The organism is Stenotrophomonas sp. LARHCG68 (assembly GCF_052871705.1).
Genome location: NZ_JBIXJV010000002.1, coordinates 385415 through 402028 on the forward strand (window position 1 = coordinate 385415; position 16614 = coordinate 402028).

Genomic DNA, 16614 nt, shown 5'->3' on the forward strand with positions numbered 1-16614 from the left:
GGTCAACCGTGGGGGGAAGGCAGGCGCGAGGCGCGTGCACGCCGCGCCTCGTTCTCATCGAGCGTGCGCAGCGTGGTGTGCACGAAGGCGAGGTGGGCATGCGCGGCGGCGCGCGCGCGTTCGGGATCACCGGCCAGCACCGCGTCCATCATCTCGCGGTGCTGGTCGGACAGTGGCGAAAACGTGGTCGCCGAGGTGTAGAGCTTCTCGCGGCTCTGCGAGATGTTGGTCTGCAGCAGCTCGAACAGGCCGCGCATCACCTGCAGCAGCACCAGGTTGTGCGAAGCCTCGGCGATGGACAGGTGGAAGGCCGCATCGGCCTGCGCCTCGCCGGCCGGGTCGTCCTTGCCGTGCGCGTCCATCATCGTCTGGAAGGCCTGCGTGATGCGTACGCGGTCATCGTCGGTCGCGCGCAATGCGGCATGCCAGGCGGTGGCGCCTTCCAGTGCATGGCGGATCTCCAGCACGTCGAAGCGGTACTCCGGGTCACCCTGGAACAGCGGCAGGTAAGGGGCCAGTGGCTCATCCAGTGCCTGCCGCGCACGCGCGGCCGGCTCGGCGACGAAGGTGCCGCCGCCCACCCGCGCCACCAGCAGGCCCTGGCTGCCCAGCTGGGCGATGGCCTCGCGCAGGGCCGTGCGCGACACCCCCAGCTGCACCGCCAGGGTGCGCTCGGCGGGCAGCCGGTCGCCCGGCTGCAGCTGTTGTTCGTCCACCAGCGCGCGCAGCTGCGCGGCCACCTTGTCGGAGATGCGTTGAGTGCTCATGCCGACATTGTGGCCCGAAGCCCATGGGCGGTGGCTGGCAGGCTGTCCATGGCTCAGGGAATCATCCAGGTCAGCCAGTACGCCTGCGCGGTGGTGATCAGGCCGACCATCACGGTGAAGATCAGGCTGTGCTTGACCGTGAAACGGAACAGGTCCGATTCCTTCCCGGCCAGGCCCACCGCCGCACAGGCAATGGCGATGGACTGCGGCGAGATCATCTTGCCGGTGACGCCACCGGTGGTATTGGCCGCCACCAGCAGCACTTCGGACACGCCGATCTGCTGCGCGGTGGTGGCCTGCAGCGCCGAGAACAGGGCGTTGGACGAGGTATCCGAGCCGGTCAGGAACACGCCCAGCCAACCCAGGAACGGCGAGAAGAAGGTGAACGCATCGCCGGTATGCGCCAGGGCCAGCGCCAGCGTTGCCGACAGTCCCGAATAGTTGGCGATGAAGGCGAACGCCAGCACCATGCCGATCGAATAGATCGGCGTCTTCAGTTCGTTGACGGTTTCGCCGAAGGTGCGCACTGCCACGCGCACCGGCATGCGCAGGTAGACGATGGCGATCACCGCGGCCAGCATGATCGCGGTGCCGGTGGCCGAGAGCACGTCGAACTTGTAGACGGCCTCGTAGGCAGTAGGCGCGTTAACGATCGGCGGCATCTTCTGCACCAGCTGGTCCAGGCCCGGCACCGGCAGTTTCAGCACCCAGCCCTGCAGCGGGCCGCCGGCGGCAAACAGCGCCTTGAACGGCTTGATGCTCCACAGCGTGACCATCGCGGTCAGGATCAGGAACGGCGACCACGCCTTGGCAATCTGCCGGGCGCTGTAGGCCGGCGCGTCCAGCGCCTGCGCAGCCGCCGCCGCACTGGCTTCGGTCTCGAAGCGGAAGATGCGCTTGGGCTGCCAACGGCGCAGGAACAGCGTCAGGCACACCAGCGATGCGAGCGAGGCGGTGATGTCCGGCAGTTCCGGGCCGATGAAGTTGGAGGTCAGGTACTGCGCGATGGCGAACGCGCCACCGGCCACCAGCACCGCCGGCCAGGTTTCCTTGACGCCGCGCCAGCCGTCCATGATGGCCATGATCCAGAACAGCACGATGATGGTCAGGAACGGCAACTGCCGGCCAGCCATCTGCCCGATCTCGAAGGCATCCAGCCCGGTGACCTGGCCGGCGACGATGATCGGGATGCCCATCGCACCGAACGCCACCGGCGCGGTGTTGACGATCAGGCACAGGCCCGCGGCATACAGCGGCTTGAAACCCAGGCCGACCAGCAATGCGGCGGTGATCGCCACCGGTGCACCGAAGCCGGCCGCGCCTTCCAGGAACGCGCCGAAGGCAAAGCCCACCATCAGCATCTGCAGGCGCTGGTCCTCGGTCACCGACAGGATCGAGGCGCGGATGATGTCGAACTGGCCGGTCTTGACCGACACCTTGTACAGGAACACCGCGCCGATGATGATCCAGGCGATCGGCCACAGGCCGTAGATGAAGCCATAGCCGGCCGCACCCAGTGCCTGCGCCACCGGCATCCGGTAGAACAGCAGCGCCACCGCCAGCGCGATGGCCACGGTGATCGTGCCGGCCAACCAGCCCTTCATCCGCAGCACGGCCAGGGCCAGGAAGAAGAAGGCGATCGGCAACAGCGCGATCAGGCTGGACAGCCACAGGTTGCCAGCGGGGTCGTAGAGTTGTTCCCAGGGCTGCATGCAGGTTCTCGACAAAGGCGGAAGCGGCCACCCGCAGGTGGAGTGCCGTGGTCGCATTATTGGTAATACCAATAATGAAATGATCCGACCAACGAAGCGCGATTGAAGCGCTGTTGCCGCGATGATCCTATTAGACCATAGGGTTACTACGATTTATTGGTAATACCAATAGCCCGCCACGACCGGAACGTCATCCACGAAAAAGCCGGCGACGTTTCCGTGCCGGCTTCGTGCCTCCCTGGTGTTACCCGCCCGCGCTAGAGCCGCAGCCACTCCAGGCCTTCGCCCCGCCGCCAGTACACCGCCACCGCCTTGCCGTAGACCTTGTCGGCGTCCACCAGGCCGAAGAAGCGCCCATCGAAGCTGTTGCCGCGATGGTCGCCCAGCACCAGCAACTTGCCCTGCGGGATGGTGATGCCGGTGATGTCCGGGCCACCGCCGTCGGCCAGGTCCAGCCGTACCGCCTTGTCGCCGAACAGTTCCTGGGCGACCTGCCGCTGCAACGGCTGCCCGTTGATGTGCAGGTAGCCTCCGTGCAGTTCCACCCGGTCGCCGGCCACGGCCACCACTCGCTTGACCAGGCGCGTGCCGTCGGCCGGCGAGTCGAACACCGCCACGTCGCCACGCCGGGGCTGCCCGGTCGCCAGCACCTGCAGCTCGGTGAAGGGCAGGCGCAACCCATAGGCGCGCATGTCCACCGCGACCCGGTCACCGGGCTGCAGGGTCGGCTGCATCGATCCACTGGGCACCTGGTAGTGGTTGGCCAGGCTGTCGCGGGCGGCGCCCATCAGCACCAGCATCACCGCCAACGGCAACGCCTCGCGACGCAGCCAGGCCAAGGCGGGGTGAGGTTTGCGCGCGACGGTCGTCTCGTTCATGGCACGTTCCTGAGGGAAGACAAGGCAGTGGACTGGCAGGAAAGAGCGAAGTTCCCCGGTAGGAGCAAGACCGATGGCCGCTGACGCCCCGCGATGTCCCGGCATTTTGGACGCAGCGTTGTCACCGGCTTCGCGGCCGAGGCCGCTCCTGCGGCGATGGCAACGCTACGCAATCTTTACGCGCACACCCCTGCTCCGGCGTAGCGGTGTTACCTGCCCGGCGCGCATCGTGTCACCACCGCGCCAAACGGCGCTCCGCAAAGGTGTCACATGAGCATCCTGTTGATCCGGCAAGCACCGCAGGGCGTGCCGCCGGCGCCGCTTCCGGCCCGCATCGGTGGCCACGCACTGCACTGCCGCAGCGGCGATTCACTGCCGGCCCTGCTCGACGGCTTGCACCAAGCGCGGGACACACGGCCCGCGTGGGTGCTGATCGAAACCGCCGTGGCGGGCGCGCCGCAATGGGACCAGCACGGCCAGGCCCTGCTGGCGGCACTGGAGGCACTGCCCGTGCCCTACATCGAAATGGTGCGCAACGATGCCGATGCGCTCGACGCACACCTGCACCCGCAGCACGCACCGGCAGTGGTGGTCTGCACCGCGCAACGCGACCAGGCCCGCCAACTGTCGTTGGCCATCGCCGCGCGTCGCCTGCAGGCAATGGAGGCCTGAGCCATGTCGATCAACATCGTGCGCGGCCCCCAGGGCAGCGGGGCGCTGCAACGCGCCGCCGCGCCGCTGCCGGAGGTGGTGATGCACTCGCTGGTGCAGCGCGCCCTGGACAGCGGCACCAGCATCGCCGTGCGTGACTGCCGCTGCGAACAGGAACTGCTGGAAGCGTTGTGCGTGGCCGACCACAGCCCCGGCGAGGTCACCCTGCTCGCGCCCGGTGCCTGTGTGGGCAGCACACGCCTGCATCGCTTGCTGCCGCGCCTGCACAACGTCTACGTGGAAGTACATGACGACGATGGTCAGGCGCCGGAAGCACGTCTGCCAAGCATCAATGGGCATCGCCTGGGCGTTGCCCAGGGCTTCCGCGCGCAGAGCTACGTGCTGGCGCTGGAGATGGCACTGGAACACCTGGGCTGCAACGAAGTGGGCAACCGCGTGCATGTGGGCACGTGAGATACGCCTGTGTAGGAGCGGCCTTGGCCGCGAGGCCATTGGGGCAGAACGCCGTTCCTGCAGATTGCAATTGCAGACGTCTTGCGTACATCGCCAACGCCAGCTTCGCGGCCGAGGCCGCTCCTGCGCAGTTGGCTGGATATCGCCGATGGACATCATCAATCTGCATCACGAACACCAATACGTGGCTGGCTACGAAATCTACGTGGACGGCCACCCGTTCTGGTGGGGCCATCTTGCCGTCCGCATCGGTGATGCGGACCCGCTGCTGCAGGACCCACAGGCGCTGCTGGATCGGCTGTGTGCGATGGCCGCGCAGCGCCACGATGTGGCCGCCTCGCAGGTGCGGCTGAAGATGGTCAGCCGGTTGTAGATTGCTGCCGTAGGAGCGGCCTCGGCCGCGAAGCTGACGAGCCGGAACGACGTCATGGCGGATGCAGTTGCAGACTTCATGCAGGCTTCGCCGTTACCAGCTTCGCGGCCGAGGCCGCTCCTACAACAACGCTGGATACACGAACGGCAGGGTTTCCCCTGCCGTTCGTCGTTTCAATCAAACCACTGTGATGCCGCGATTACTTCAGGCCGCGGTTGTGCAGCAGCGGCTCCACGCTCGGGTCCTTGCCGCGGAAGTCGCGGTAGGCCGTGGCCAGGTCGCGGGTGTTGCCGATGGACAGGATCTTGTCGCGGAACACCTGGCCGTTCTCACGGGTCAGGCCACCGTTCTCCTTGAACCACTCGAAGGCGTCATGGTCGATCATCTCCGCCCAGAAGTAGGCGTAGTAACCGGCCGAGTAACCGCCACCCCAGATGTGGTCGAAGTAGCTGCTGCGGTAACGCGGCGGCACCTGCGCCAGGTCCACCTTGTAACGCTTGAGCGCATCGGCCTCGAACGTGTCCACGTCCTGCTGCGGGGCATCGGCCGCCTGCGTATGCCAGGCCAGGTCCAGCAGCGCCGCCGACAGGTATTCGGTGGTCATGTAGCCCTGGTTGAAGGTCTTGGCCTTGGCGATCTTGTCCACCAGCGCCTGCGGCATCGCTTCCTTGCTCTGGTAGTGCTTGGCGTAGTTGGCGAACACCTTCGGGTCCGACGCCCAGTGCTCGTTGAACTGCGAGGGGAACTCGACGAAGTCGCGCGGCACCGCGGTGCCGGCCACGCTCGGGTACCTGGTGTTGGAGAACATGCCATGCAGGGCGTGGCCGAACTCGTGGAACATCGTGGTCACGTCATCCCAGCTCAGCAGCGCCGGCTGGCCGGCGGCGGGCTTGGTGAAGTTGCACACGTTGTAGACCACCGGCTTGCTGCCGGTCAGGCCGTTCTGCTCGACGAACACGTCCATCCACGCGCCGCCGGACTTGCTGTCACGCTTGAAGTAATCGGCGTAGAACAGCGCCAGCGGCTTGCCGTCGGCGTCGCTGACCTCGAACACGCGCACGTCCGGGTTGTACACCGGCAGGTCCTTGCGCTCCTTGAAGGTCAGGCCGTACAGCTGGTTGGCGGCATAGAAGACGCCGTTCTGCAGCACGTTGTCCAGCTCGAAGTACGGCTTGATCTGCGACTCGTCCAGGTCGTACTTGGCCTTGCGCACCTGCTCGGCGTAGAAGTCCCAGTCCGAGGCGGCGGCCTTGAAGCCACCCTTCTGCGCGTCGATCACCTGCTGGATCTCGGCCAGTTCACCCCGCGCCTTGGCGGTGGCCGCCGGCACGGTGTCGGTCAGCAGCTTCAGCGCGTTGGCCGGGTTCTGCGCCATCTGGTCGGTCAGGTTGTAGGCGGCGTAGTTCGGGAAGCCAAGCAGCTTGGCCTTGGCCGCGCGCAGCTGGGCCAGGCGCTGGATGATGCGGCGGGTGTCGTTGGCGTCACCGTGCTCGGTGCGGGTCTCGGAGGCTTCCAGCACCTTGGCGCGCACGTCGCGGTCCTGCAGCGACATCAACGCCGGCTGCTGGGTGGTGTTCTGCAGGCTCAGCACCCACTTGCCGTCGAGCTTGCGCTCCTTGGCGGTACCTTCGGCGGCGGCGATGTCGGCTTCGGACAGGCCGGCCAGCTGCGCCTTGTCATCCAGGGTCACCGCGCCGGCGGCGGTGGCCGCCACCAGCTTGTTGTGGAAGTCGTTGGAGAGCGTGGCTTCCTCGGCGTTGTACTGCTTCAGGGTTTCCTTGTCGGCGTCGTTGAGTTCGGCGCCGGCCTTGACGAAGCCCTTGTAGGTCTCCTCGACCACACGCAGCTGCTCGGCGTCGAGCCCGGCGCTGGCGCGTGCGTCATATACCGCCTTCACGCGCGCGAAGAGCTTGGCATCGAGATAGATGGCATCGCTGTGCGCGGCCAGCTTCGGCACCACGTCTTCCTGGATCTTCTGGCGCTCGGGGTTGGTATCGGCCTGCACCACGCTGAAGAACACACGGCTGACGCGGTCCAGGATTTCACCGGACTGCTCCATCGGCAGCAGCGTGTTGTCGAAGGTGGCCGGCTGGGTGTTGTCGGTGATCTGCTTGATCTGTGCCAGGTGCTGGCGCATGCCTTCCTCGAAGGCCGGCAGGTAGTCACTGTCCTTGATCTTGTCGAACGCCGGTGCCTGGAACGGCAGGCTGCTGGCGGTCATGAACGGGTTGGTCGAGGCGTCGGCCGGCTGGCCGGCCTGGGCGGGGGCGTTGGCGCTCACGGGGGTGGTGGACTCCTTGCCGGAACAGGCCGCCAGCGCAAGGCTGATGGCAGCGGCCAGAACTACGGTACGCGACATGAAACGGCTCCTTGGGAACGGGCTTCGAACAGCTCATCACCCTACTCCGATCACCGGTTTCCAGCATGTGCCGATGGTGGCGCCTTGGGCCTGGCCGGCCCCGCCGCGCGGCCGCTCAGGTGGTGCCGCGGTTGCGGCCCTGCCACGGCCGGTACCAGGCGCGGATGGCCGCCATGTCGGCCACGTCGTCACCGCTGGTGTGGAACGGCGGGCCGAAGCCGATCACCCGTTCGGTGTAGTGGAAATAGGCCGGGATCACCGGCACCTGGGCGGTGCGCGCGATGCGCAGGAAACCGGTCTTCCACTCCTTGACCGGCTTGCGCGTGCCTTCCGGGGCCAGCGCGAACCAGATCCGGTCGCTGCCCTGGATCATCGCCACCGCCTGCCCGACCGTGCCCTGCGGCGAGCTGCGGTCCAGCGGCACCACGCCCAGCCCGCGCAGCACGCTGCCCAGCGGCCACCAGAACAGCTTGTCCTTGCCCAGGATGCGCGCCTCCACGCCCAGCGCCATCTTGGCCGCCAGCCCCCACAGCCCGTCCCAGTTGGAGGTATGCGGCGCGGCGATCACCACCGCCTTGGACAGGTCCGGGATCGGGCCGCGGATGCGCCAGCCGCCCAGGCGCAGCACGGTGCGCCCCAGCCAACGGACGAACGCATTGGGTTTGACCCTGGGCACATTGGACGGAATGACGGGCACCACGGGCTCGGAATGGCTCAAGTACTACTCCCAATTGCGGGTTGAACGGCCGCGCTTGACCTGGGCGCGTTCCTTTTTCTGGTCCAGCCGGCGCAGCTTGGAACCGTAGGTGGGCTTGGTCGCCACCCGCGCCTTGGGCACCGACAGGCTGGTCTGGATGAAGGCCACCAGCCGCTCGCGGGCATCCTGGCGGTTGCGGTCCTGGGTGCGGAAGCGCTGGGCGTCGATCACCAGCACGCCCTCGCCGGTCATGCGGCGGTCGCGGCGTGCCAGCAGGCGCTGCCGCAACGGCTCGGGCAGCGAGGGCGAGCCGGCCACGTCGAAGCGCAGTTCCACCGCGGTGGATACCTTGTTCACGTTCTGCCCGCCGGCCCCGCTGGCGCGCACGAAGCGTTCGACGATCTCCGTTTCCGGTATCGCCAGCTGCGCCGAGATTTCGATCAGGCCTGTCCCCATCGGCGCATTGTAAGCAGCCGACCCATGCCGGGCCATGCTCGGCGGGCGCGCTCGGCGGAAGTCTCCACCCAACCCTCCCCTTGGCGGCGCCAAAGGGACAGTGAGACGCAGCATCACGATGCGCTTTCCCGTCCAGCGAACCCTCTCCCTGCACGGCAGGGGAAGGCTGGGCAGGGGCCGGCACAGGCGGCCCGGAGAGAACTCAGCGCGCCTGCGCCGGATCCCACTCCCGCGCTTCCCAACGCCGCCAGGCGCGGTAATGGTGGATGGCGAAGCCGGCGAACGACGGCTCCTTGCGCAAGGCACGCTCCACCTTGGCCACTTCCTGCTCGAACACCTTCGGCCCTTCCTCGTCGAAGGTGACCTTGTCGATCTCGTTCGGCGACACCTCCAGCCCGATCACCACCTTCCTGCCCACCTGGTTGGCATAGGCGATCTCGCTGGCCGCATGCGAAAGAATGCTGTCACTGCCTTCGGCCTTGTCGCGATAGTCCATCAGCGCGACGTAGTCATACAGGTCGATCGTGTGCTCGCTGACCGGGCGGCGCCTGCCCTTCCACTCCAGCTCGATGCCATCGAGCCAGAACGGTATCGCCGGCCCCACGCTCAAGGTCGCGCCATGCGCATGCTTGATCTGCATCAACGCATCGCTCATGTCCAGGAAGCCGGCGAGCAGGCCCTCGCGGGTGTCTTCGTCCCATGCATCCAGGATGTGCGGCTCGATGTCCAGGTTGGCGCCGTCGAAGCGCGCCGTCTCCGGCACGCTGGCGTTGTACTCGACCACCCGCCGGAACATCGCCTCGGCCTGCGCGCGATGCGATGGCAGCACGTAGTTCTCGGTGTTCAGGTAGGCCGAACCGAGCAGCGCGTAGACCTTCATGCCCTGCGCATGCATGCGCTCGATGAAGGCACGGTACAGCTGCGGCTGCTCCACGATCAGGTTGCGGCCCTGGTAGGCATCGGCATACAGGTACAGCGTGTCGACATGCCGGGGCTTGAGGTAGGCGATGGCCTCCTCGGCCACGGCCGGATCCTCGACCAGCGCATACGACTCCGCTTCCCAGGTCCAGAACGCGCGGCTGGCGGGGCTTGCCGCCGTGGCCGGCAGCGCGCACATCAACCAGACCAGGCCACCGGCCCACAGCGACCTCATGGCGCGCTCCCGCCGGCGGTGGCGGCACCGGCCTCCACCGGCAGGTGGTAGCGGCCGATGCCGACCGGCTTGCCGTTGTCCGGGTCGGACGGGAACACCGACACGAAGCAGCGGCCGGCGCATGCCTGCGGATAGGGCAGCAGCAGCTGCACCTGCTGTTTGCCGCCCACCGGCAGCTGCACGGCGCTGCCGTACACCTCCTTCAACTCGCGGCCATCCTCGGTCGCCAGCACGGCCAGCGGCACGAACGGCTTGCTCGGGACCGCGTCGCCATTGCTGAACACCGCCGTCAGCTGCACGCCCTCGCCGATGCGCGCCACCTGCGCGGACTCCATGCCCACGCCGTGCGCGGTCGGTGCGACCACCGCCAGGGCATCCGGCCGTGCCGGTGCCTGGTACGCCACCAGCGGCGCGTTGGCACCGTCCGGGGTCAATGCCCGCTGCTGCATGAAGATCGCATTGGCCTGCACGTAATGCGCCCGTCGCGCGGCCACCCAGTCACGCACCGCGGGATCGTCGGCTTCGGCCAGGTGCATGCCGTCCTGCAGCTCGTACAGTTTGCCCTCGCGCAGCCACCAGCGTTCGGCCAGGTACTCCGGCGCGCTGGTCTTGGTCTGCTGCAGCGGCAGCGCATGGATGTTGCGGAAGCTCTCGGCCATGTCCAGACCGGTGCCCAGCCACGGCGTCCGCGCCGGGCGTTGCAGGCCGTAGGTATTGGACAGCAGCGCCACCAGCGACGGCGTCACGTCCAGCTGCGAGGACACCGCGCGCACGCGTCGCGGCTGCTTGAGCAGGGGCGAGAAGATGATCAGCGGCACGTGGTAGCGGTCCACGTGCTCGCCCATCGGGATCTCCGGCAGGCGATGGTCGCCGGTCACCACGAAGATGGTGTTGGCGTACCACGGTGCACTGGCCACGCTGTCGAAGTAACGGCGCAGCTGGTCATCGGTGTACAGGATGGTGCTGTACTCCGCGGCGTTGGCGCGGTACGCCGGCAGTTGCGCGGCGGGCACCTGCAACGCCTGCAGGCGCTGTTCCAGCCGCGCGCGGTAGACCTCCTGGCCGGGGAATGCGTAGCTGGTGTGCATCGAGATGGTCTGGATCGCCGCCAGGAACGGGGCCTGCAGGCGGTTGCTGTCGGCCAGCACGCGCGAGACCAGCTCCTTGTCCGGATAGCCCCAGGCACTGAAGGGGTTGCGCTGGTAGCCGTCGCCGAAGGAGTTCATGTCCACCAGCTGCTGGACCTGCTGCAGCTGCATGTATCCCTTCTCGTCGTCGAAGGCGGTGTCGGTGCCGTTGTAGAAGGCGGTGTGGTAGCCCTGCTGGCCGAGCACGCTGAACAACCCCGGATGCGCCGGCATGCCGGCCCCCAGCGCGGTGAAGCCCTGCTCGGCGAACGGTGCCGAGCCGAACAACGTCGGCAGGACGCCGAAGGTCCGGCCCTGGTTGGCCAGGAAGTTGTCGAAGTACAGGCTACGCGTGGCCAGTTCGTCGAGGAACGGCGTGAAGCTGCCCAACGATGCCTGCGGCCCGGAGAACGAACGCCCCAGGCCCTCGACCACGATCACCACCACGTTCGGCCGGCTGCCGTCGCGGGTCGGCGAGAAATAGTCGCCCAGCGTGTCGGGGGTCGACTCCTGGCGCAGGAACGGGTACTGCGGATCCAGCGCCGGCAACTGCGTGGCTGCGGCCACCTGCGGCGGCGAAACGATGCCTGCGCCGTCCCGGCGCCAGCGCCATACATCGCCACTGAACCAGGCCAGCTTGTTGCAGGCCAGGCCACGTGCGGCATCATCACCCAACACCTTGGCCCCGGCCGGCAGTGGCAGCAGCCATGCGGCAATGCCGGCGACCAGCAGTATCGTCGTGGCCAGCGTCGAGCCCCGCCCGTCGCGGCGATGCCAGAGCAACAGGCCCAGCCACAGCACCACCAGCGGCAGCACCAGGGCGAGCACGCCGCGCGGGTTGAGCGCTGCACCATCGGCCAGCGTGGTGCGGATTTCCGCCGTGCTGTAACCGAACAGGTCCGCGCCCAAGGGCACCTGCGCCACCTGGTAGTACTGGTCGAGCATGGCCTGCACCACCAGCAGCAATGACCACACCACCGCCAGCAGCAGCACGCGCGGCACGCGCCGGCGGATGGCCAGCACCGGCAGGCTCACCAGCAGCAGCAATGGCACCAGCCGCAGCAGCACCAGGCCGGCCTGCACCAGTGCGATGCCCGCGATGGCCCACCGCTGGTTGCCGTCCCAGCTCGCGCCCTGGAGGCCATTGAGCACCGCGCCGGCCACCAGCACCGCCTGCGCCAGCAACAGTGCCGGGAAGGCGGAGGAGAAACGCGACCATGCATTGCCGTCGTGTTCGGTCATCGTCATCACCGCGGCCCGGCTACCAGCGCGTGTACAGCGACGCGGAGACACGCTGCTCGTCGTAGCCGCCGTCGTCATCGGCATAGCCGAGCCCGATCTTGAAGCCCCAGTTCGGCGCGAAGTAGTGCTTCCATGCCACCCCGACCGCGGCGTTGCTGTCGCGCACCACGGTGCCGAAGCGGTCCATGTCGGTGCTGCGACCGCTGCTGGCGCTGACCTCCAGGTAGTCGTCGGCATCGCCCTTGTAGTAGTTGCGCAGCAGCACGCGGTGGCTCCAGCTGCCATTGCCGACGCCGGGCACGTGCTGCAGCTTGTAGCGGCCGTACCAGTTGCCGACGTAGCGCCCCACGCCGATCCCGTAGAACTCGGTATCGCCGGAGAAGCGCAGGTGGTCCACGCTGGCCGACAGCTCCCAGCCACTGCCCACGCCCTGGAACACTTCCGCGCGCCAGGCCTGGCGCGGCAGCACCCCGCCGGAAGGGCCGTGCTGGTAACGCAGGTTGGCATAGGCGCGCGGCCACAACGGGACGTAGCCATCCAGTGCCCAGGCCGTATCGCGGGTGCCGAAATGATCGGCGCGCAACAGCTCCAGGCCCAGCGAGCCGCGGCTGAACTGGCGGCGCACGGTCAGGTCGGCGTCGTTCCAGCTTTCCCGGTCACCGCTGAAGCCGGTGTGGTCCCAACCCGCGCTGGCGCTCCAGCGGTAGCCGGCGACGATCACGTCCGGGTTGGACAGGCGCGGCAACAGGCTCTGCTGCAGGCCGGCGATCTCGCCGGGGTCGGCGCCCAGGCCGGCGGCGGCATCGAAGTCGGTGCGCGCCGCTTCGCGCTGCCCAGCATCGCGCAGGGCGCGCCCGCGGGCGATGCGCGCGGCCGGATCCTGCGGTGCCAGTTCCACCCAATGGGAATAGGCGTCGGCGGCCGGTTGCGGACGGTCGCTCCAGCGGTACACGTCACCCAGCGCCGACCACGCGTCGGCATAGGTCGGGCTTTTTTCCACCACCGCGCGCAGGTCGTTCTCTGCCGCCGCATATTGGCCGTCCCACGCGTAGGTGCGCCCACGTGCCAGCAACAGGTCGCCATTGCCGGGATGCTCGACCAGCAGGGCCGTGTAGCGTGACAGGGCCTCGGTACGCTGCCCGCCGGTGGCCAGTGCCTGCACCTGGCGCATCTGCACGGTGAGCGCGTCCGGCTCGGCATCCTGTGCCATCGCGGTGGCACTGCAGCTGGCCAGCACCAGCAGCAGCGCCACGTGCAGCGTGCGGGGAGTGGAAGGCGGTTGCATGGCCAATGAATCGCTCCTGGTCTTCATGGTAGGTGGCTCCCTTCCGGCGCATGCGGTTGGCTCGCCGGCTCCGCACCGGCCGCGTTCTGCTGCCAGGAACCATCGCGGCTGACATGTCCCCAGCTGTGGCGCCGGCGCCGGCTGAACAACCAGCGCATGGTGCCGACGAAGCGCCAGCAGGAATTGATCTGGCGGTAGCCGAAGTTCTCCAGCACCGCGACGACGAACATCCGCAGCTGCTGCAGTGGCCGCTTGTACAGGCCGAAGGACAGCTCCTCCAGCAGCATCGCGTTGACCGAGAGCAGGATGCCCATGCCCACCGCGGCGGCCAGGAACACCAGGAACACATCCAGCGGCACCAGCCCCACCAATGCCAGCACGATCATCGAGGCATAGCCGATCACCTCGATCACCGGGCCCAGGAACTCGAACACCAGCATGAAGGGGAACGCCACCCATCCGGCCGCGCCACCGTGGCGGCTGAACATCAGCCGGATGTTCGACCACAGGCTCTCGGCCAGGCCGCGTTGCCAGCGCACGCGCTGGTTGCGCAGCGAGGCCAGGTCGGTCGGTGCCTCGGTCCAGCACACCGGGTCGGGCACGAACACGATGCGGTAATCGCGCTGTTCCTCGCGCAGGTTGCGATGCAGGCGGATCACCAGATCCATGTCCTCGCCCACGGTATCGGTGCGATAGCCACCGATGGCGATCACCCGTTCCTTGTAGAACACCCCGAACGCGCCGGAGATGATCAGCAGGGCATTCATCGGCGACCAGCCCATGCGCCCGAACAGGAACGCGCGCAGGTACTCCACCAGCTGGAAGCTGGGCAGCAGGCGGCGGGGCAGGCCGACTTCGGACAACATGCCGTCCTTGACCGTGCAGCCGTTGAGCACGCGCACCACGCCACCGCTGGCCATCACCCGGCGGTCCTCCAGGAACGGGCGCACCACCCGCGAGAGGCTTTCCGGCTGCAGGATGCTGTCGGCGTCGATCACGCAGAACAGCGGGTAGCGCACGCAGTTGATCCCGGCGTTGATCGCATCGGCCTTGCCGCCGTTGGCCTTGTCGACCATGCGCACGCGCGGGTAGCGGGCCGAGGCATAGACGCCCTTGACCAGCTCGGTGTGCAGCCGCGCGCGATAGGCCTCCGGCACCAGTACCAGGCCGAAGGCCTCGATCAATGCCTCGCGGGTGCGGTCGCTGGAACCGTCGTTGACCACCACGATCTCGAAGTCGGGGTAGCTGGTCTTGAGCAGCGAACGCACCGAGGACACCACCGAGGTTTCCTCGTTGTAGGCCGGCAGCACGATGCTGACCGGCGGCTGGTACTCGCGCAGCGCCGCCGGCAGGTAGTTGGCCCGGTATTCGCGCATGTAGCGCACGATCTGGTAGGCGGAGATGTAGTTGAGCACCAGGTAGGCCAGGTTGATCGCCACGAAGTAGGCGACGAACAGCCACTGCAGCGCGGCCAGCTGCTGCAGCCATGGCAACTGCTGCAGGTACTCCACGAAGGATTGCCAGTAGTTCATGTCGCCCCCCTGAGCCCGTGCTCGGACAACACCTGGTCGATGATGTCGCGGCCGAAGGCATCCCCCTGCCGCTGCTGCACCTTGCGCATGGCCTCCACCCCATTGCCGCTCAGCGCCATCAGCGCCTGCGCCGCGCGGTAGCGCACCCACCACACGCTGTCGGCCAGCAACGGCTCCAGCCGCGCGGCGTCGGCGGCCTCGCCGATGCGGCCCAGCGCGACCGCCGCATGCATGCGGACATGCCAGCGCGAGGCCGCAAGGAACCCGATCACCCGCTCGCGCTCGTGGCGGTCGTTCACCAGCTGCAGGCAGACCGAGATGATGTGGTCGTCGACGTGCCCGTCCAGCAGCTGCCGGAGCACGCCGCTGGCGCGTTGCGGATCGATGTCGGCCAGGAAGCGCACCAGCTTCACCGTGGTATCGGCGTTGGCACGCAGCAATGCATTGCCGAGCTCGCGGGCGGCGCTGCCGTCCTTGTTCTCGGCCAGGATGCGTGCGACGTTGCCCGGCACCCAGTCCTCGCGCTCGGCCACCAGTGGCACGAACATCGCCATCGCGCGGGGCGGGTCCACCTGGGCCAGCGCACGCGCCGCGCACAGCGACACGATCGGGCTGCGGTCGGTCAGGAACGGCGACAGCCGGTCGAACAGGCGACGATCGCGCAGGTGGCCCAGGGCGATGATGGTCATCGCACGGTCGTGGTAGCTGCCGCGCAGCAGCCGTGGCGAGACCTCCTCCAGCCCGACCCGCTGCCCGACCGGGACCAGGCGCCGTGCGGCCTCCTCCGGCAGTGATTCGTGCAGGGCGTTCCAGGCGTCGACAAAGCCCTGCACTTCACCCGGCTGCAGCCGCTGCACCTCCACCGGCCCCAGCAGGGCCTGCTGCAGCACCCGCGTCCAGTGCTCGCGTGCCTGCAGGTCGCGTTGCTCGCGGCGCTGCGCGCGCATTCTCAGGATCACGATGAGGGTCAACAGCACGCACGCGAGCAGCAGGGTCAGCACCGCGACCCAGCCCGCGATCATCACGACAGTCGACCCCTTGGCCAGCTCTTCCATCGCCCTTCCCCCCATTGATGCAGGGGCCTGGCTACCGTGCCTGCCCCTCCCCTGTGTCGCACCTTCAGGCAGAGCCTACGCCTAAAAATGTGATTTACATCTCATTTTCCGCAAAATTTTCATCCAGGTGACATCTTGATCTGCTAGGCCCTTCACGCGGATTGCTGTTTTTACATTGAAAACAACAACTTGCCGAAAACACCCGGTCACACGTCCGGTCGGCCAGGCCCAGCGAGCGGCACGCCGATGCTGCACCGCAGGTATGCTCCGGGCATGCCCCGGACTCCAGGAAGGCCCATGTCTGCACATCGCACCGTCCGCTCCCGCCTCACGCCCCTGCTGCTGGCCGGCAGCCTGCTGCTGGCCGGCATCGCGCCCGCCCTGGCCACGCCACCGTCGGACAGCGACATCAACCGCCTGCTCGCCGCCTCGCGTGCGCAGAACATGCTCGACGCGATGCTGCCGCAGATGGAAGCCATGCAGCAGCAGCAGTTCGCCCAGCTCAGCGGCAACCAGCAGCTGAGCCCGGAGCAGAAGCAACGCATCCAGCGCATCCAGCAGCGCACCTCGCAGACCATGCGCGAAGCGCTGTCGTGGTCGCAGATGCGGCCGATGTACGTGGACCTGTACAAGCGTTCGTTCTCGAAGGAGGACGTGCTGGCGATGGCCGAGTTCTACGAGAGCCCGGCCGGCCAGAGCCTGCTCGACAAGACCCCGACGCTGATGCAGAACCTGATGGTCGCCATCCAGCAGAAGATGACGCCGCTGCTGGCGGACCTGGAAAAGGACCTGCAGCAGATCGTCAATGAGCCCGAGGCCAAGGGCGGGAAGTAAGCCAAAGAGGAAGCAACGA

Annotated in this window: 15 protein-coding genes; 4 read left to right on the forward strand and 11 right to left on the reverse strand. The window is 67.6% G+C overall.

The genetic code is table 11. The features are described 5' to 3' along the window. Positions 1–2 precede the first annotated feature (2 nt). The 3 genes from lldR to lepB all read right to left on the reverse strand — a co-directional run bounded on the left by lldR (position 3) and on the right by lepB (position 3357). A complete protein-coding gene (gene lldR / locus ACIPR8_RS09235; protein WP_192286961.1) occupies positions 3–767 on the reverse strand; it encodes a transcriptional regulator LldR in 765 nt (254 codons plus the stop codon). 53 nt (positions 768–820) lie between these two features. Next, positions 821–2479 carry an L-lactate permease gene (gene lldP, locus ACIPR8_RS09240; RefSeq protein WP_446540832.1) on the reverse strand — a complete coding sequence of 553 codons (1659 nt, stop codon included), beginning with the start codon at positions 2477–2479 and terminating at the stop codon, positions 821–823. A 257-nt stretch (positions 2480–2736) separates the two neighbouring features. Further along, complete coding sequence (gene lepB / locus ACIPR8_RS09245; protein ID WP_446540833.1) at positions 2737–3357, reverse strand: signal peptidase I; 621 nt, start codon at positions 3355–3357, stop codon at positions 2737–2739. Positions 3358–3627: 270 nt separating this feature from the next. Here lepB and ACIPR8_RS09250 point away from each other — a divergent pair, with 270 nt between their 5' ends. The 3 genes from ACIPR8_RS09250 to ACIPR8_RS09260 all read left to right on the forward strand — a co-directional run bounded on the left by ACIPR8_RS09250 (position 3628) and on the right by ACIPR8_RS09260 (position 4855). Further along, positions 3628–4029 carry a hypothetical protein gene (locus tag ACIPR8_RS09250; RefSeq protein WP_446540834.1) on the forward strand — a complete coding sequence of 134 codons (402 nt, stop codon included), beginning with the start codon at positions 3628–3630 and terminating at the stop codon, positions 4027–4029. A gap of 3 nt (positions 4030–4032) precedes the next feature. Further along, positions 4033–4482: a 3-dehydroquinate dehydratase gene (locus ACIPR8_RS09255; protein WP_446540835.1), complete on the forward strand. Its 450-nt coding sequence runs from the start codon at positions 4033–4035 to the stop codon at positions 4480–4482. Between the two features lie 148 nt (positions 4483–4630). Then, the gene (locus ACIPR8_RS09260) at positions 4631–4855 is read left to right on the forward strand and encodes a hypothetical protein (protein WP_446540836.1); all 225 of its coding nucleotides are present in this window, start codon (positions 4631–4633) and stop codon (positions 4853–4855) included. A 199-nt stretch (positions 4856–5054) separates the two neighbouring features. On the opposite strand, the gene dcp is transcribed toward ACIPR8_RS09260, so the two are convergent. The 8 genes from dcp to ACIPR8_RS09300 form a co-directional block, all read right to left on the reverse strand. Next, the gene (gene dcp / locus ACIPR8_RS09265; protein ID WP_323438732.1) at positions 5055–7214 is read right to left on the reverse strand and encodes a peptidyl-dipeptidase Dcp; all 2160 of its coding nucleotides are present in this window, start codon (positions 7212–7214) and stop codon (positions 5055–5057) included. Between the two features lie 115 nt (positions 7215–7329). Beyond that, positions 7330–7932, reverse strand: a complete 603-nt coding sequence (locus ACIPR8_RS09270) for a lysophospholipid acyltransferase family protein (protein ID WP_132863657.1) — start codon at positions 7930–7932, stop codon at positions 7330–7332. Positions 7933–7935: 3 nt separating this feature from the next. Further along, complete coding sequence (gene arfB / locus ACIPR8_RS09275; protein ID WP_192286969.1) at positions 7936–8367, reverse strand: alternative ribosome rescue aminoacyl-tRNA hydrolase ArfB; 432 nt, start codon at positions 8365–8367, stop codon at positions 7936–7938. A gap of 202 nt (positions 8368–8569) precedes the next feature. Beyond that, positions 8570–9520 carry a hypothetical protein gene (locus ACIPR8_RS09280; RefSeq protein ID WP_446540837.1) on the reverse strand — a complete coding sequence of 317 codons (951 nt, stop codon included), beginning with the start codon at positions 9518–9520 and terminating at the stop codon, positions 8570–8572. Next, the gene (locus tag ACIPR8_RS09285; RefSeq protein ID WP_446540838.1) at positions 9517–11889 is read right to left on the reverse strand and encodes an LTA synthase family protein; all 2373 of its coding nucleotides are present in this window, start codon (positions 11887–11889) and stop codon (positions 9517–9519) included. Before ACIPR8_RS09285 ends, ACIPR8_RS09280 begins: the two co-directional genes overlap by 4 nt. Before the next feature lie 19 nt (positions 11890–11908). After that, positions 11909–13201: a YaiO family outer membrane beta-barrel protein gene (locus tag ACIPR8_RS09290; protein ID WP_446540839.1), complete on the reverse strand. Its 1293-nt coding sequence runs from the start codon at positions 13199–13201 to the stop codon at positions 11909–11911. Beyond that, on the reverse strand, positions 13198–14706 hold the full coding sequence (locus ACIPR8_RS09295) for a glycosyltransferase family 2 protein (RefSeq protein WP_192286973.1): 1509 nt from the start codon (positions 14704–14706) through the stop codon (positions 13198–13200). Before ACIPR8_RS09295 ends, ACIPR8_RS09290 begins: the two co-directional genes overlap by 4 nt. Further along, positions 14703–15761: a HEAT repeat domain-containing protein gene (locus ACIPR8_RS09300; protein ID WP_192286974.1), complete on the reverse strand. Its 1059-nt coding sequence runs from the start codon at positions 15759–15761 to the stop codon at positions 14703–14705. Before ACIPR8_RS09300 ends, ACIPR8_RS09295 begins: the two co-directional genes overlap by 4 nt. A gap of 297 nt (positions 15762–16058) precedes the next feature. Between ACIPR8_RS09300 and ACIPR8_RS09305 the strand changes: the two genes are divergently transcribed. Then, positions 16059–16595, forward strand: coding sequence for a DUF2059 domain-containing protein (locus ACIPR8_RS09305; RefSeq protein WP_132863666.1), 537 nt, complete (start codon positions 16059–16061; stop codon positions 16593–16595). Positions 16596–16614: the final 19 nt, after the last annotated feature.

Coding starts and splice junctions, on each gene's coding strand:
- lldR (WP_192286961.1), bottom strand. CDS start 767: ATGAGCACTCAACGCATCTCCGACAAGGTGGCCGCGCAGCTGCGCGCG.
- arfB (WP_192286969.1), bottom strand. CDS start 8,367: ATGGGGACAGGCCTGATCGAAATCTCGGCGCAGCTGGCGATACCGGAA.
- ACIPR8_RS09280 (WP_446540837.1), bottom strand. CDS start 9,520: ATGAGGTCGCTGTGGGCCGGTGGCCTGGTCTGGTTGATGTGCGCGCTG.
- lepB (WP_446540833.1), bottom strand. CDS start 3,357: ATGAACGAGACGACCGTCGCGCGCAAACCTCACCCCGCCTTGGCCTGG.
- ACIPR8_RS09295 (WP_192286973.1), bottom strand. CDS start 14,706: ATGAACTACTGGCAATCCTTCGTGGAGTACCTGCAGCAGTTGCCATGG.
- ACIPR8_RS09290 (WP_446540839.1), bottom strand. CDS start 13,201: ATGAAGACCAGGAGCGATTCATTGGCCATGCAACCGCCTTCCACTCCC.
- ACIPR8_RS09260 (WP_446540836.1), top strand. CDS start 4,631: ATGGACATCATCAATCTGCATCACGAACACCAATACGTGGCTGGCTAC.
- ACIPR8_RS09255 (WP_446540835.1), top strand. CDS start 4,033: ATGTCGATCAACATCGTGCGCGGCCCCCAGGGCAGCGGGGCGCTGCAA.
- ACIPR8_RS09300 (WP_192286974.1), bottom strand. CDS start 15,761: ATGGAAGAGCTGGCCAAGGGGTCGACTGTCGTGATGATCGCGGGCTGG.
- lldP (WP_446540832.1), bottom strand. CDS start 2,479: ATGCAGCCCTGGGAACAACTCTACGACCCCGCTGGCAACCTGTGGCTG.
- dcp (WP_323438732.1), bottom strand. CDS start 7,214: ATGTCGCGTACCGTAGTTCTGGCCGCTGCCATCAGCCTTGCGCTGGCG.
- ACIPR8_RS09285 (WP_446540838.1), bottom strand. CDS start 11,889: ATGACCGAACACGACGGCAATGCATGGTCGCGTTTCTCCTCCGCCTTC.
- ACIPR8_RS09250 (WP_446540834.1), top strand. CDS start 3,628: ATGAGCATCCTGTTGATCCGGCAAGCACCGCAGGGCGTGCCGCCGGCG.
- ACIPR8_RS09305 (WP_132863666.1), top strand. CDS start 16,059: ATGTCTGCACATCGCACCGTCCGCTCCCGCCTCACGCCCCTGCTGCTG.